Origin of the sequence: Aliidiomarina taiwanensis (assembly GCF_003987015.1) — a bacterium.
GTDB lineage: Bacteria > Pseudomonadota > Gammaproteobacteria > Enterobacterales > Alteromonadaceae > Aliidiomarina > Aliidiomarina taiwanensis.
The window spans coordinates 284,064-298,839 of sequence record NZ_PIPQ01000002.1 but is presented as its reverse complement, the minus strand read 5'-3'; the positions used below and the strand labels follow the sequence as shown (position 1 = coordinate 298,839).

At 50.4% G+C, this 14,776-nt stretch carries 14 protein-coding genes; 7 read left to right on the top strand and 7 right to left on the bottom strand.

Features of this window, described 5'->3' with window-relative positions; translation table 11 throughout:
* Positions 1 to 23: 23 nt before the first annotated feature.
* The 7 genes from ribA to ampD form a co-directional block, all read right to left on the bottom strand.
* Positions 24 to 614 carry a GTP cyclohydrolase II gene (gene ribA / locus CWE15_RS05765; RefSeq protein WP_126757125.1) on the bottom strand — a complete coding sequence of 197 codons (591 nt, stop codon included), beginning with the start codon at positions 612 to 614 and terminating at the stop codon, positions 24 to 26.
* A 165-nt stretch (positions 615 to 779) separates the two neighbouring features.
* Entirely contained in the window at positions 780 to 2,210 is a 1,431-nt protein-coding gene (gene lpdA / locus CWE15_RS05760; protein WP_126757124.1) for a dihydrolipoyl dehydrogenase, read from the bottom strand.
* A 113-nt stretch (positions 2,211 to 2,323) separates the two neighbouring features.
* Positions 2,324 to 3,991 carry a dihydrolipoyllysine-residue acetyltransferase gene (aceF, locus tag CWE15_RS05755; RefSeq protein WP_126757123.1) on the bottom strand — a complete coding sequence of 556 codons (1,668 nt, stop codon included), beginning with the start codon at positions 3,989 to 3,991 and terminating at the stop codon, positions 2,324 to 2,326.
* Positions 3,992 to 4,001: 10 nt separating this feature from the next.
* On the bottom strand, positions 4,002 to 6,668 hold the full coding sequence (gene aceE / locus CWE15_RS05750; RefSeq protein ID WP_126757122.1) for a pyruvate dehydrogenase (acetyl-transferring), homodimeric type: 2,667 nt from the start codon (positions 6,666 to 6,668) through the stop codon (positions 4,002 to 4,004).
* 34 nt (positions 6,669 to 6,702) lie between these two features.
* Positions 6,703 to 7,464 carry a pyruvate dehydrogenase complex transcriptional repressor PdhR gene (pdhR, locus tag CWE15_RS05745; RefSeq protein WP_126757121.1) on the bottom strand — a complete coding sequence of 254 codons (762 nt, stop codon included), beginning with the start codon at positions 7,462 to 7,464 and terminating at the stop codon, positions 6,703 to 6,705.
* A 116-nt stretch (positions 7,465 to 7,580) separates the two neighbouring features.
* Positions 7,581 to 8,369 (bottom strand): regulatory signaling modulator protein AmpE, encoded by a 789-nt coding sequence (gene ampE / locus CWE15_RS05740; protein ID WP_126757120.1) that lies wholly within the window; start codon positions 8,367 to 8,369, stop codon positions 7,581 to 7,583.
* Between the two features lie 20 nt (positions 8,370 to 8,389).
* A complete protein-coding gene (gene ampD, locus CWE15_RS05735; protein ID WP_126757119.1) occupies positions 8,390 to 8,953 on the bottom strand; it encodes a 1,6-anhydro-N-acetylmuramyl-L-alanine amidase AmpD in 564 nt (187 codons plus the stop codon).
* 89 nt (positions 8,954 to 9,042) lie between these two features.
* Here ampD and CWE15_RS05730 point away from each other — a divergent pair, with 89 nt between their 5' ends.
* The 7 genes from CWE15_RS05730 to coaE all read left to right on the top strand — a co-directional run bounded on the left by CWE15_RS05730 (position 9,043) and on the right by coaE (position 14,730).
* A complete protein-coding gene (locus CWE15_RS05730) occupies positions 9,043 to 9,558 on the top strand; it encodes a retropepsin-like aspartic protease family protein (protein WP_126757118.1) in 516 nt (171 codons plus the stop codon).
* A 37-nt stretch (positions 9,559 to 9,595) separates the two neighbouring features.
* Positions 9,596 to 10,474 (top strand): carboxylating nicotinate-nucleotide diphosphorylase, encoded by an 879-nt coding sequence (nadC, locus tag CWE15_RS05725; RefSeq protein WP_420807750.1) that lies wholly within the window; start codon positions 9,596 to 9,598, stop codon positions 10,472 to 10,474.
* A gap of 102 nt (positions 10,475 to 10,576) precedes the next feature.
* On the top strand, positions 10,577 to 11,041 hold the full coding sequence (locus CWE15_RS12115) for a pilin (RefSeq protein WP_126757117.1): 465 nt from the start codon (positions 10,577 to 10,579) through the stop codon (positions 11,039 to 11,041).
* A 13-nt stretch (positions 11,042 to 11,054) separates the two neighbouring features.
* A complete protein-coding gene (locus CWE15_RS05715) occupies positions 11,055 to 12,032 on the top strand; it encodes a GspE/PulE family protein (protein WP_126757116.1) in 978 nt (325 codons plus the stop codon).
* Positions 12,029 to 13,231 carry a type II secretion system F family protein gene (locus CWE15_RS05710; protein ID WP_126757115.1) on the top strand — a complete coding sequence of 401 codons (1,203 nt, stop codon included), beginning with the start codon at positions 12,029 to 12,031 and terminating at the stop codon, positions 13,229 to 13,231. The genes CWE15_RS05715 and CWE15_RS05710 overlap by 4 nt, the downstream gene beginning before the upstream one ends.
* Before the next feature lie 20 nt (positions 13,232 to 13,251).
* Positions 13,252 to 14,112, top strand: coding sequence for a prepilin peptidase (locus tag CWE15_RS05705; RefSeq protein WP_126757114.1), 861 nt, complete (start codon positions 13,252 to 13,254; stop codon positions 14,110 to 14,112).
* A gap of 9 nt (positions 14,113 to 14,121) precedes the next feature.
* Complete coding sequence (gene coaE / locus CWE15_RS05700) at positions 14,122 to 14,730, top strand: dephospho-CoA kinase (RefSeq protein ID WP_126757113.1); 609 nt, start codon at positions 14,122 to 14,124, stop codon at positions 14,728 to 14,730.
* Positions 14,731 to 14,776: the final 46 nt, after the last annotated feature.

Here is a 14,776-nt window from a genome sequence, read left to right as displayed (position 1 = left end):
TCTAGCTACTCTGACCAGAAAGCTTAGAATAAGTGACCGAACTTCGCACTTTTTGTCGCTAAATAGTGCTTATTATGCGGTGTACCTTCGGTGGTGTGCTCAACACGTTCCACCACGTGCACACCCAGTTCGCTTAACGCTTCTAGTTTTTTCGGGTTGTTGGTCATTAACCGTACTTCGCGCACCCCAAGGGCTGCAAACATGGCCGCCGCAATGTCATATTCTCGAGCGTCCGCAGCAAAGCCCAATATTTCATTGGCTTCTACTGTGTCTAGCCCTTTGTCCTGTTCGGCGTATGCACGTAATTTATTGATCAGGCCAATACCCCGCCCCTCTTGTCGCAAATACACAATAACGCCACGCCCTTCATTGGCTATTTTTTGCATGGCGGCTTCGAGCTGTGGGCCACAGTCACAACGTTGGCTAAACAAAGCGTCGCCCGTCAAACACTCAGAGTGTACCCGCGCTAACACAGGGGCCCCATCGTCCACTTCACCTAGCACGAGCGCCACATGCTCTTTCCCAGTGGCATCGGTAAAGCCGACCAGCTCGAACTCGGCAAATTGGGTGGGTAATTTCGTACGTGCAGCTAGAGTTACATTCGCATTCGACATCAGACTACTTCTTTGGTTGAGGTATGAATAAGAGATTAAAAACGATTATATCACTTAGAGATTGGGCTTGAAGCTTCAATTTCAACCAGCGAACAAAAAACAGGCACAAAAAAACCCTTGCACTCAGCGAGCAGCAAGGGTTTTTATCAGCAACTTAAGCAGCTATTACTTCTTCTTTTTCACTGCTTTTTTGTTCGGAATGTCGGTAATTGAACCGGCATAAACCTCAGCCGCCTGACCAATTGTTTCGTATAAGGTCGGGTGAGCATGAACTGTGAGTGCGATATCTTCCGCGTCGCTGCCCATTTCAATGGCGAGCGAGATTTCACCAAGCAATTCACCTGCGTGTGAACCAACAAGCGCACCACCAATCACACGGTCTGTGTCTTTGTCGAAAATCAGCTTGGTAAAGCCGTCGGTAGCACCTGAAGAAATGGCACGGCCTGAGGCAGCCCATGGGAAGGTCACTGCTTCATAGTTTAAGCCTTGCTCTTTCGCTTCTTTTTCCGTTACACCTGTCCAAGCCACTTCTGGGTCTGTGTAGGCAATGGAAGGAATCACTTTCGGGTCAAAGAAGTGCTTCTTACCCGCAATAACTTCTGCAGCTACGTGGCCTTCGTGAACCGCTTTGTGGGCAAGCATTGGCTGGCCGACAATGTCACCAATAGCGAAAATGTTTTTCACGCTGGTACGCATTTGTTTGTCGACTTCAATAAAGCCACGGTCTGTTACTTTCACACCGGCTTTGTCAGCGCCTAGCTTATTCCCGTTTGGAGTACGACCAACAGCAACGAGTACTGCGTCGTAAACCACAGGCTCTGCAGGTGCTTTCTTGCCTTCAAAAGTAACGTGAATACCGTCTTTCTTGGCTTCTACCTTGGTCACTTTGGTTTCCAACATAATGTTGTCGAACTTCGACTTCATTGACTTGTTGAACACACGAATAATGTCTTTGTCGGCAGCTGGAATAAGTTGGTCCATAAACTCAACCACGTCCAGGCTAGCACCAAGCGCTTTATATACGCAGCCCATTTCAAGGCCGATAATACCACCACCTAATACAAGCATTTTCTTAGGAATAAAGGGTAGCTCAAGAGCGTCGGTTGAGTCCCAAATGCGCTCGTCGTCGTGAGGAATAAATGGTAGCTTCACTGGCTGAGAACCGGCAGCAATAATGGCGTGCTCAAACTTTACTGTGGTTTCTTCTTCGCCCGTTACCTTCAGTTCATTGGCGCTGACAAACTCACCTAAACCATTCACAACCTTGACTTTACGCATTTTCGACATTTGCGATAAACCACCTGTTAGCTGGTTGATCACCTTGTCTTTGTGGGCGCGAATTTTGTCGAGGTCAATTTTCGGCTTGCCAAACTCTACACCTGCAGCTCCCATAGTGGCTGAGTCTTCGATGGTTTTAGCGACGTGTAAAAGTGCTTTTGACGGAATACACCCAACGTTCAAGCACACACCACCTAAGGTGCTGTAGCGCTCAACAATGACCACATCTAAACCTAAGTCGGCAGCACGGAATGCAGCTGAGTAACCGCCTGGACCACCACCTAATACAACAACCTGTGTTTTCACTTCGTTGCTCATTTTGACCCCTGTTTTGGTTCTGTCTGTTCAAATAACCGCATATCTTGGTTTTTACGTGCAGTTATTGTAGCGAGAAAAAGGCAGCGCGTCTTGTGAAAACGCGCTGAGTTTTATTACAAAATTAATTTGCGAATGTCTGAAAGCACTTGGCTCAAGTACACAGTGAAGCGCGCCGCTACGGCACCGTCAATCACTCGGTGGTCGTAAGACAGGCTCAACGGTAACATTAAGCGTGGCTCAAATTCGCTACCATTCCATACGGGCTTCATGTCACTTTTCGAAACGCCAAGAATAGCAACTTCAGGTGCATTCACGATAGGTGTAAAGGCTGTACCTCCAATGCCGCCCAAGCTCGAAATAGAGAAGCAGCCACCCTGCATGTCGGTTACTTTGAGTTTACCGTCACGAGCTTTTGCACTCATTTCTGTCAATTCGTAGGACAGCTCCACAATGCCTTTCTTGTCCACATCGCGAATAACCGGAACCACCAAACCATTCGGCGTGTCTACGGCAATTCCAATATGCACGTACTTCTTCATGATCAGGTGCTCACCATCTTCACTCAGTGACGAGTTGAACACAGGGTATTCTTGCAGTGCTTTCGCTACGGCTTTCATAATGAAGACCAGTGGCGTGAACTTCACGTCGGCCTTGCGTTTTGCAAGCTGTGCGTTTTCGGACTTGCGGAAGGCTTCAAGCTCGGTAATGTCTGCTTCGTCGAATTGGGTTACATGTGGAATAGTGACCCAGTTTCTGTGCAGGTTCGGCCCAGAAATTCGTTGAATACGGGTAAGCTGTACTTCTTCAATTTCACCAAACTTACTAAAGTCGACCTTCGGCTGAGCAATGACTTGCAAGCCACCAGCACCACCCGACATAGGCGCTGCCGACGCTTTCGGACGTGACAATTCATACTTCACATAGCTTTGTACGTCTTCTTTTAACACGCGCTCTTTCGGACCTGAGCCTTTCACTTGGGCTAAGTCAACACCAAACTCACGGGCTAAACGTCGAACGGCTGGCGAAGCATGGGCCGCTTGTCCACTTGGGCCTTTTTTGTCCAGTGGGTGGTCTGGCACCGGTGGTTGGCGCTCTTCCGTTGGTTGCGGTGCTGCCCGCTCAGCAGCAGGCTCTGCCGCTTGCTTAGGTGCACTCTCCGCTGCCGGCGCTTCTTCCGCTTCACCTTCAAGCGTTATTTCTAGCTCAACCAGCTTGCTGCCTTTGCGCACTTTGTCGCCCACCGACACACTCATGCTTTTAATCACACCCGCATGCGTGCTGGGCACATCCATGGTGGCCTTATCCGTTTCTACGGTAATTAAGCCGTCTTCCACTTCAACGCTGTCGCCTTCGCTTACCAACACTTCAATGACGTCAACATCGCCGTCTTCCCCTAAGTCGGGCACTTCGATGCTAATAACGTCCGTGCCACCCGACTTTTTCGCAGCAGGTGCAGGCTCTGCTGCTGGCTCTTCAGCCGGCTTTTCTTCTTGTTCTGGTTCTTCCGCAGGGGCTTCTTCCGCAGTTTCTTCTTCAGCTTCAGCGGCTGAGGCAACCAAGGCGAGTAAATCGCCTTGGTTTAACTTGTCGCCTACGGCAACTTTTAGCTCTTTCACGGTTCCTGCAATGGGCGAAGGAATATCCATCGACGCCTTGTCGGTTTCTACCGTTACTAGGCCGTCTTCCACTTCAATGTCGTCGCCTGCACTTACCAGTACTTCAATTACTTCTACTTCGTCCCCACCAACGTCGGGAACTTTGACTTCTGTTACATCGGCCATCGTTTGCTCCTTACGCGTACAGTGGGTTCAGTTTATCAACTTCAATATTGAAGTCTTTCAAAGCTTGTGCCACTACTTTTTTGTCTATGTCGCCTGCTTTAGCAAGCTCTGCAAGCGCTGCAATCACAATGTACTCTGCGTTCACTTCAAAGTGACGGCGCAGGTTTTCACGGCTGTCAGAACGGCCATACCCGTCGGTACCTAGCACACGGTATGCACCTGGCACCCATGCGCGTACTTGGTCTGCGTACAGCTTCATGTAGTCAGTCGCTGCAATCACTGGACCTTCGCCTTGTTCTAGCACACCCGTAATGTAGGCTTTTTTCTCTTTCTTCGTTGGATTTAGCATGTTTTCACGCTCAACGTTCAAGCCGTCGCGGGCCAATTCGTTAAACGAGGTGGCGCTAAAGACCGTTGAAGAAATACCAAACTGGTCTTTTAGAATTTCTGCCGCTTTACGTACCTGCTGTAAAATAGTGCCCGAACCCATTAAGCGTACCTGGCCTTTGGCTTTACTCGCTTTCACTTCGTCTAGCTTGTAAATACCACGCAGAATACCTTCTTCAACGCCCTCTGGCATTTCAGGTTGCTTATAGTTCTCGTTCATCACCGTAATGTAGTAGAACACGTTCTCTTGTTCAGCAAACATTCGGCGCATACCGTCTTGTACAATAACGGCGACTTCATACCCGTAGGTTGGGTCATATGTAATACAGTTAGGCACCGTGCCAAAGTGTAAGTGGCTGTGGCCGTCTTGGTGCTGCAAGCCTTCACCGTTTAGGGTGGTTCTACCTGCCGTACCGCCCACTAAGAAACCACGTGCATGGCTATCACCGGCGGCCCACACTAAGTCACCCACACGCTGGAACCCAAACATGGAGTAGTAAATGTAGACAGGTATCATCGGCTCGTTGTTCGTGGAGTAACTGGTACCCGCAGCGACCCAAGAAGCCATAGAGCCTAGCTCGTTAATACCTTCCTGAAGTACCTGACCCTTCTTGTCTTCGCGGTAGTAAGCAACGAGGTCGGCGTCTTGTGGTGTGTACTTTTGCCCTTGGCTCGAGTAAATACCTACCTGACGGAACAAGCCTTCCATACCAAAAGTACGGGCTTCGTCTGGAATAATAGGTACCACACGCTTACCAATTTTCTTGTCACGCAACATGGCTGTAAGAACACGTACAAAGGCCATGGTGGTTGAAATTTCACGGTCGCCTGAGCCTTTTAGCACTGCGTCAAAAGCGCTTAGTGGAGGCGTTTCAAGCTCCACCGACGTTTTTGCGCGGCGCTGTGGCATAAAGCCACCTAGCTTTTCACGACGCTCTTTTAAGTACTTCGCTTCTTCGCTGTCTTCTGGGAAGCGGTAGTACGGAATATCCGCAATATCTTCGTCAGAAATCGGAATATTGAAACGGTCACGGAAATACTTAATGTCGTCTAAGTCCATGTTTTTCACGCCGTGAGCAACGTTCTTACCCTCACCCGCTTCACCCATACCGTAGCCTTTCACGGTTTTCGCAAGAATGACTTGCGGACGTCCTTTCGTGTTAATCGCACGATCGTAGGCTGCGTATACTTTTACAGGGTCATGGCCGCCACGGTTTAAGCGCCAAATGTCGTCGTCAGACAGGTTGGCCACCATGGCTTTGGTTTCTTCTGTTTTACCAAAGAAGTGTTCACGCGTGTACGCACCACCTTTGGCTTTATAGTTCTGGTACTCACCGTCAACGCTTTCTTGCATAATTTCAGCAAGCTTTCCTTCCGTGTCGCGGTATAGCAATGGGTCCCAATAGCGACCCCAAATAACCTTAATTACTTCCCAGCCAGCGCCACGGAAAGTACCTTCCAGCTCTTGGATAATTTTGCCGTTTCCGCGCACAGGACCGTCTAAGCGCTGTAAGTTACAGTTCACAATAAAGGTCAGGTTGTCGAGCCCTTCACGGCTCGCCAAACCAATAGCGCCTAAGCTTTCTGGCTCATCCACTTCACCGTCACCGAGGAAACAGTAAACACGCTGCTTCGAGCAGTCCTTAATGCCACGGTCTGTGAGGTACTTTAAGAAACGGGCCGTGTAAATAGCTTGCATTGGTCCCAAACCCATGGACACGGTTGGGAACTGCCAGAAGTCTGGCATTAAGTGTGGGTGCGGGTAGCTTGAAAGGCCATTACCATCAATTTCCTGGCGGAAGTTGTTCAGTTGTTCTTCCGTTAAGCGCCCTTCAAGGAAAGCACGGGCATAAATACCTGGCGAACCATGGCCTTGAATAAACAGGAAGTCGCCACCGTCTTCGCCTGGCGCGCGGAAGAAGTGGTTAAAGCCAACGTCGTACAACATTGCTGAAGAAGCAAACGTGGAAATATGACCACCCAGCTCAAGCTCTTTATTAGACGCACGCAATACCATAGCCAAAGCGTTCCAACGAATGGCTGCACGCACTCGGTTTTCTATGGTTTGATCGCCAGGCATAACCGGCTCTTGACTAACCGGGATGGTGTTTAAGTATGCGGTGGTGGCTTCATAGGGTAAATACGCACCGCTGCGACGCGCTTTATCTATCAGCGTTTCGAGAATAAAGTGGGCACGTTCTGGTCCACCAGCGTCGAATAAGGTTTCTAAGGAATCAAGCCACTCACGTGTTTCTTGTGGATCGATATCCATACGTTCTTGTTCTGCCATAATGGTTCCCTTCACTTACTACGTGTTGAATATCTTAAGCATCGGCCTTTTCTGTGCGTCGTAACGCTCGCTGAATTCGGCTTTGCTCCCGATTAAGTTGCAATAAAATATTTTCAATATAGGCCAAGTGTTCATGGCACGCTTCCCGCGCTTGTTCCGGCTGCCGTTCCATAATGGCATGAACTAAGGCTTCGCGATGCACTTGCATTTGCGCCAGCACGTCACTTCTGTCTTTCAGTTGGTCTAAATTTTTCTTGATGTTCTCGTACAGTAAGTCGTTCATCCCACGCACGAGGTGCAGCAACACTAAGTTATGAGACGCTTCCGCCACGGCCACGTAAAAAGTAACCAATGCGTGTGCATGCTCTGTGGTTGTTAAACCTTTTACTGATGCTGCTTCAAAACTTTCGCCAATACGCGCAAGGTCAGTGTCTGTCCCGCGTAATGCCGCAAAATAGGCCGACACACTCTCTAAGGCGTGCCGAAACTCCAGTAGGTCAAACTGCGACTCGGGATGCCGGGCCAATAAATCAAACAAGGGGTCTACCACTTGTTTGTCGAGGGCACTAGCAACAAAAGTGCCGCCTCCTTGGCGTCGGGTCACAAGTCCTAAAGCTTCCAGTTTTTGTATGGCTTCTCGCACGGAAGGGCGTGACACCTCAAAACGTTTGGCGAGCTCCCGCTCCGAGGGTATGCGTTCACCCGCTGCCCAACTACCGTCAATAATCAGCGCTTCTATTTGCTTGACGATAACATCCGACAGTTTGGTGTGCTCCACTCGACTTAGCGTGTTCATTCCTCAACCCTACAGTGGTTATTTGGTCAGACCAATTTGACTCTACCATATAGTATAACGTGTCGCTTCTTCACTTCCTAGCAGAGTTTATCAATCTATTGGTAATACCACTTAAGCTATACTAACCAGCCCATCAGTGTGGCCACGGCCACAGCGACGAGCAGAATAATAGTGGCGCGACGCGCTAGGCCAAGCATTGCTTGCGGCTCAGCCGACTCTTCTTCGCTGTCGCCAGGAAAAGCTTCCGCAGCCTCTGCTAGGCTCAGCAGAACGTCTTGGTTATCCGGCGTGGCCTTTAAACTACTAAGCCAAGGCTGCAACGCATTACTAAAATGCCCCACAAGCAAAAATGCCACCCCTGCAATTCGCACGGGCAACCAGTCAACCCAGCCCATAAAGCGAGAGATGCGCTCCGCATTGGCTCGCAAGAAAATGTAACCTAGCACGCCCGGTGCACCGAGCAGGATGAACCACACAATCACAGCAAAGAAATAACGAAAGTTGAGCCAAACCAATTGTTGCCCCAAGCTCAAGGCGCTGTCATCTGGCAATAGCTCTCGCCGCGCTGTCGCTTGGCTTTCCGTGTCATCTCGCTCCGTTGCTAAGTACCATCGCTTCAGTGCCTCTCGGTATGGCCGGCAATTAAATGCCAACGTTAGTACCAGAATATTCAGCAACAATATTGCAAAGCCACTGATATTAAAAAGCATCAGAACTGCCAGCAAAAATGCGGGAAGCAACAATAAAAAAGGGCCGAAGGTTGCATGCCCGCGCGCTTTCCCATAGGTTTCGTGCTCGCTTAACCAAGTGTCAAAACGGCGCGCTGCGTCATTTACTTGCCAACCTTCAGGCGTTATTCGTAACCGCTCAAGTACCAGTGCAATAAATAATGAGAACACAATCATAGTTGTTTCCTAATGTGGTGCTATGAACACTCCAACGAGTGCGTTAACCGTTGCTTAAACGTATCCCAATTGAATGCCGGGCCTGGGTCTGTTTTACGCCCTGGCGCTATATGCTCGTGGCCCACAATGCGGTTGGTTGTAATGGCCGGGTAACTGCCCATTAACGCTTTACTTAAAGCTACCAATTGGGTGTATTGTTCTTCAGTGTAGGGTGCATCATCGGTTCCCTCAAGTTCGACCCCAATCGAGAAGTCGTTGCACCGCTCTCGCCCCTGCCAGCTCGACACGCCAGCATGCCAGGCACGTTGGTGAAACGGCACATATTGAATGAGCTGGCCATCTCGACGGATAAAGCAGTGCGCTGACACACGCAGCCCTTCAAGCGCAATAAAGCTAGCGTCTGCCTGACAATCTAAGCAGCCCATAAACAAGTCATGTACATAAGGGCCTCCAAATTTCCCAGCTGGCAAGCTAATGCCATGCACAACCAGTAAACTAATATCCGTGGGATCAGGGCGGGCGTCATAGTGGGGAGAAGGGTGAAATATCACGCCATTTATCTTATCATCGCTAATACTAAGCACAGGGTGTACCTTCTTTCGCTTGTCATAGCACGATATTACCCCCGTAGCCCAAACAAATACACCCTTGGCCAATATGCTAGGAACTGACCATGCAAACTCACCGCGATAGCAGCCAAACCCTGGGGCGCTTTTTTATCTGGTTCGCTTGGGTCGCAGCTCTCGGCCTTCTGTATTATTTTTTCGATGGTGCCTTAAACAAGCAGCTGAACCCCAACCAACAGGTGACAAGTTATCACCAAGGGGGGCATGCTGTGGTAGTATTGCAACAAAATCGGGCCGGCCATTACCTTGCCAATGGTGCTATTAATGAACGCCCTGTGACCTTCTTACTCGACACAGGCGCTACACAAGTTGCTATTCCGGGCTCGATGGCGAAGTCTTTGGGGTTATCCCAAGGCCGCCAAGTGCAAGTGCGTACTGCCAATGGGATTGCTGTGGCTTATCAAACCCAGCTAGACCATTTACAATTAGGCGACATTCACTTGTATCAAGTCGCCGCAACCATAGTGCCCGACTACCACAGTGAGCATATTCTATTGGGCATGAGTGCCCTAAGAGCGTTAGAATTCACCCAACGCGATGGTCAACTAACCATTCGCCAATAATCCAATTGATGTTTATAAACCCTAAAGAGAGTATGTAATGACCACCGAGACCCCACCCTACATGGCGCCTGAGCTACTGCAACGTATCCCCCTAGACGTAAAATTGGCACTTGAGGAGGACTTAGGTGGCAGCGTTGGTGTAGAGCACGATGTAACCGCCATGCTGATAGCTGCAGACACTATGGCTCACGCCCATGTTATTACCCGCGACGCGGGTGTCTTCTGTGGTCAAGCATGGGTCAAAGAGGTCTTTCATCAGTTAGACCCGAACATTGAAGTGACCTGGCACGTATCCGACGGTGACAAGGTGCAGCCCAATCAATCCTTGTTTGAGTTACGCGGCGCAGCTCGTGCTCTTCTAACAGGCGAACGCACTGCTCTTAACTTTGTTCAAACCCTGAGTGGCACGGCGACAGCAACGGCTGCTGCTGTGGCACATTTAGCTGGTTCTACAACACAACTTTTAGACACCCGTAAGACCATTCCAAACATGCGTTTAGGACAAAAATACGCGGTGCGTTGTGGAGGTGGTACCAATCACCGTATTGGTTTATACGACGCCTACTTAATTAAAGAAAACCATATCACGGCCTGTGGTGGTATTGCTGCTGCTGTTGCGCAGGCGCGCAAATTGCAACCTTCCCGTTGGGTAGAAGTAGAAGTGGAAAGTCTGGATGAACTCAAGCAGGCGGTTGCGGCGGGCAGCGACATTATCATGCTCGACAACTTCAGCGACGAAGACATTAAAGCAGGCGTTGCCTTTGCAAAAGGAAAAGCCAAACTTGAAGTGTCGGGTAATGTGACGGCCGACCAGCTAGCCCATTACGCCAGCATGAATGTAGACTTTATTAGCTCAGGCGCGCTGACCAAGCATGTTCACGCTATGGACCTGTCCATGCGTATGCGCACGCTTTAACTAATTTATGGGGCAATCTCTGAATTGCCCCCTTTCCCCTCGCCTAACCTAACTTCTTCCTCTATACCTCCTTACGTGTTTTGCACATCACAAGGAGGCAGCATGCGTTATTCTGTTTTTTTATTTCGTGGCTTTAGCTTAATTGAGCTCATGATAGTGGTCGCTATTCTCGGCATTTTAAGTACCCTTGCGGTGCCGGCCTTTACCGACTACACCCAGCGAGCGCAAGCCACAACGTCCTACTTAGCCTTACAGCCGTGGCAAACGGCCATTGCCTTATGCTGGCAAGAGCAAGGCAGCTTAGACCCATGCAACCAACTTGGCAGTGCTGGTATACCGCCAGAGCCCAACCCTTATCCGCAAGGGGTTGAGAAGCTCACCATGGGAAACGTGTCTGGAGCATTACGGGCGAACTTAAGCGCACGGGATAGCCAAGGCAACCTGCTTACCATAGAAGTACAGCCCGTGGTTCAAACCACGCAGCTCAGCTGGCAGTTGCTTTGTTCTGACTACGCCCTTGGCTCCCGACTAAAGCATTGTGCCGGGCCTTTACCGGCTTCCACCTAGTTTAGGGGCTGCTATGCGAACGGAAAGCGCCAAGCTCCCTGACGAATTGCAAACCCTCTTGTACAGCTTTGCTCACCAGCAAGTATCCGACGTGCACTTTGAGGCGCAGCCAACCCAATACCTTGTTCGGGCGCGTCGGTTAGGGTGGTTACGTGAACATCAGTCGCTCGCGTCACACCGAGCTGAGCAGTGGATTGCCGCTTTGAAAAACGCCGCTGGGGTGGATATAACTCAGCGCCGTATCGCCCAAGACGGGCGCTTTCATCTGCAAGTGCAAGAAACCAGCATAGACTGTCGGCTTAGCGTGTTGCCTACGCTTTGGGGAGAAAAAGTGGTACTGCGACTATTCAACCAACAAAGCCAGGCTCTCAAGCTGAACCAGCTTGGTTTTTTACCTGAGCAGCAGCAACAAGTCACGCATGCCCTGCAAGAAAAGCACGGGCTTATTCTAGTCACTGGCCCTACGGGCAGCGGCAAAACTCACACCTTGTACGCTATGCTAACCCACTTAAACCAGCCGGACATAAACATTAGCACCGTGGAAGATCCAATCGAAATTCCCCTACCTGGTATTAACCAAACCGCTGTGGGTCAGTCTGGCGGCATGCGCTTTGCTGACTGCTTACGCGCCTTATTACGGCAAGATCCTGACGTTATTATGGTGGGTGAAATTCGCGACGCAGAAACAGCCCAAATGACAGTGCAAGCCGCCCAAACAGGGCACCTCGTTTTAGCCACTCTTCACGCCAGCCATGCCATGGCAGCCCTGATTCGGCTGCAGCAGCTTAATATAAGCCACGCCCAAATTGCCGGCTCTCTTAGCTTACTGATAAATCAGCGACTTGTGCTGGTAGGTGAGCAGCGCCGTGGAGTATTCGACTTAAATCAAGTGGATGAAGCTGCCCAACAGGTACTGCTTGGTTCGCCACACCAAGCGGATTATTGGCAGCGTACCGCGCAACTTTTAAAACCGAAACATATCACCCCATGAAGCTTACTTGGTACTATTGGCAAGGCCACCACCTGCATGACACGCACCAAGTTTATACCGGCGTTCAGCAAGCGCGGCATCCTCACTCTGTGGCCTTTCAGCTGATTCAGCGGCACATACGAGCACGCAAAGTGAAGCCTTTACCTAAGTTGGGCCCATCTCGGCAGGCGCGTACTCGTTTCTGGGCCCACTGGCTCACGCGTTGGCATGCGCTGCTAGACAGTGGTTTTGACTTAGCCCAAAGCCTTCAGCAACTTATACAGCAAAGTCGTTTTCAAGAAGAAGCAAGCTTGTGTCATGCTTGTTTGCTTGCCCTGCAACAAGGCAAGCCCTTGGCCCCTCTTTTTCAACAGCCCCCTTTGCCGCTGCCATCACGAAGCCATCACTTACTTGCTTTTGCAGAGCAAGCCGGACAACTCGATGTCATGGTGCAGCAATTAAGCGAGACAGCCCAGCAGTCTTACGAGCAAACAAAAGTGCTACGTCAGGCCTTACTATACCCAGTGGCTGTGCTGTTCATGGTGGCCATACTGGGTGCGGGGTTAAAGCTATTTATTCTGCCTAAATTTGCCGCTCTTTACGCCAGTACAGCCGCAGAGCTACCTGCCCTCACGCGTTTTTTGCTAAGCCCTAGCGCTACCATTTCCGGTGGCCGCCTTGTTTTAGCTGGGGCATGTCTGGTTACGCTTCTGTTTATCACGCGGCTTTGGCTGGGTCCTGCCTTGCGTTGGCACCCATTGCGTCAGTGGCTAGGCCGGGTGCCCCTTTGGTACTCTTGGTACGAACGCCCTTTGGTGCAACAAGACATACATGCCTTGGCACTGGCCATGCAACATGGCATGACCTTACAGCAGGCCCTGTTAAGCGTGGCCCATACCCACCACTGCACCTTCCGCCAGGCTCTTTGGTTACAGGGGTTGCAGGCATTACAAGCGGGCCAAGGAAGTCGCGCCATTTTTGCAGGGCAAGGGCTAACCCCTGCAGAACAAGCCCTCATTCAAGTTGGCGAGCAAACTGGGCGCCTTGACACTAAGCTGTTTTATATTGCTCAACAACAGCAGCAGGCCATATCACGCCGCCGGGCTAACTTGCTGGCTTTGTTACCTAATATCATTCTTATTCTGGTGAGCATTGTGACAGCTGCTGTTATGATTGCTTTATATTTACCACTTTTTCAACTGGGGCTGGCAGTAGCCTAGCGAATTTAGAAGGACCTTTTATGCTCGAACTCATTCAATCTTACCCGGCTCTAGGCCTTAGCCTCGCTGCCTTCATTGGCTTGCTTTTTGGCAGCTTTGCCAATGTGGTTATTGCCCGTCTACCCGTTATGATGCAGCGCCAGTGGCAACAAGAATGTGCAGAGGCTAACAGCAGCGAGGTATCCGAGCAGGCTCGGTTCGATATCGCTTTTCCCGGCTCTCACTGCCCTCACTGCCAAACCCCCTTACGTTGGTATGAAAACATTCCACTACTCAGCTTCCTGTTGCAAGGCGGGGCCTGTCGCCACTGCCAACAGCCTATTTCATGGCGCTACCCGGCAGTGGAAGCAGGCGCTGCTTTTCTAACGGCTCTGTGCATATATTTCTTTGAGTTTTCGCTGCTGGGCTGGAGTTATGCTGTTTTTGTCTACCTCCTGCTCATTTTAACCTGCATCGACAAACAGCACATGCTACTACCCGACCAGCTTACCTTGCCTTTGGTATGGCTTGGCCTACTTGCGAGTGTCTGGGTAACCCCGGTGACGCCGACCGACGCAATTATTGGTGCTGCAGCAGGGTACTTGTGCCTGTGGTTGGTGTTTTGGCTTTTTAAACTATTAACCGGCAAAGAAGGTATGGGCTATGGCGACTTTAAATTGCTCGCCGCCCTTGGAGCCTGGCTTGGTTGGCAGATGTTACCCATGATCATTTTGTTGTCATCGGTAATAGGTGCTGCTTTTGGCCTTATTATGATAGGGTTTCAACGACACCAGCAGGGCAACCCAATGCCCTTTGGTCCCTTTTTAGCATTCGCGGGTATGGTCGCTTTATTTTTTGGCGAGAGCTTGTACCATGCTTATTGGCAATGGCTTGGGCTTTAAGGAGGCTGCATGACTGAAGCACAATTTGTAGTAGGTCTCACCGGCGGCATAGGCAGCGGCAAAACCACAGTGTCTGACTTATTTGCTACCCGACAAATTGTGGTGGTTGACGCCGACCTTGTTGCCCGCGAGGTTGTCGAGCCGGGCGAGCCTTTACTCGACACACTCGCCGATACTTTCGGCACAGACATTTTGCACCCGAATGGGCGCTTAAACCGAGCGGCCTTGCGGCAATTGGTTTTTTCCGACTCCAGCAAAAAAGAGCAACTGAATCAGCTTATGCATCCAGCCATTCGGGCGCGTTTACTCAGCCAGCTTGAAGAAGCACGTTCCCCTTATGTGATTCTTTCTGCCCCTTTATTATTTGAAAATCAGTTAGACACCTACTGCTTACGCACCTTGGTTGTGGATGTTCCCGAGTCAGTGCAAATAGAGCGTACCATGCAACGGGACGATGTAGATTTAGCGCAGGTGCAGGCTATTATGCAAGCCCAGTGGTCACGCCAACAGCGTTTAGACAAAGCCACAGAAGTCATCGACAATAGCCTTCCCATCGACACCCTCGATGCCCGAGTTGAAGCCCTGCACCAGTTCTATTTGCAACTAAGTGAACAATGAACCTTGAAGACAAGCTTGTCTCGCCCTTATCATAGGCGCGCAGCCA

Coding starts and splice junctions, on each gene's coding strand:
- ribA (WP_126757125.1), bottom strand. CDS start 614: ATGTCGAATGCGAATGTAACTCTAGCTGCACGTACGAAATTACCCACC.
- lpdA (WP_126757124.1), bottom strand. CDS start 2,210: ATGAGCAACGAAGTGAAAACACAGGTTGTTGTATTAGGTGGTGGTCCA.
- aceF (WP_126757123.1), bottom strand. CDS start 3,991: ATGGCCGATGTAACAGAAGTCAAAGTTCCCGACGTTGGTGGGGACGAA.
- aceE (WP_126757122.1), bottom strand. CDS start 6,668: ATGGCAGAACAAGAACGTATGGATATCGATCCACAAGAAACACGTGAG.
- pdhR (WP_126757121.1), bottom strand. CDS start 7,464: ATGAACACGCTAAGTCGAGTGGAGCACACCAAACTGTCGGATGTTATC.
- ampE (WP_126757120.1), bottom strand. CDS start 8,369: ATGATTGTGTTCTCATTATTTATTGCACTGGTACTTGAGCGGTTACGA.
- CWE15_RS05730 (WP_126757118.1), top strand. CDS start 9,043: ATGCAAACTCACCGCGATAGCAGCCAAACCCTGGGGCGCTTTTTTATC.
- nadC (WP_420807750.1), top strand. CDS start 9,596: ATGACCACCGAGACCCCACCCTACATGGCGCCTGAGCTACTGCAACGT.
- CWE15_RS12115 (WP_126757117.1), top strand. CDS start 10,577: ATGCGTTATTCTGTTTTTTTATTTCGTGGCTTTAGCTTAATTGAGCTC.
- CWE15_RS05715 (WP_126757116.1), top strand. CDS start 11,055: ATGCGAACGGAAAGCGCCAAGCTCCCTGACGAATTGCAAACCCTCTTG.
- CWE15_RS05710 (WP_126757115.1), top strand. CDS start 12,029: ATGAAGCTTACTTGGTACTATTGGCAAGGCCACCACCTGCATGACACG.
- CWE15_RS05705 (WP_126757114.1), top strand. CDS start 13,252: ATGCTCGAACTCATTCAATCTTACCCGGCTCTAGGCCTTAGCCTCGCT.
- coaE (WP_126757113.1), top strand. CDS start 14,122: ATGACTGAAGCACAATTTGTAGTAGGTCTCACCGGCGGCATAGGCAGC.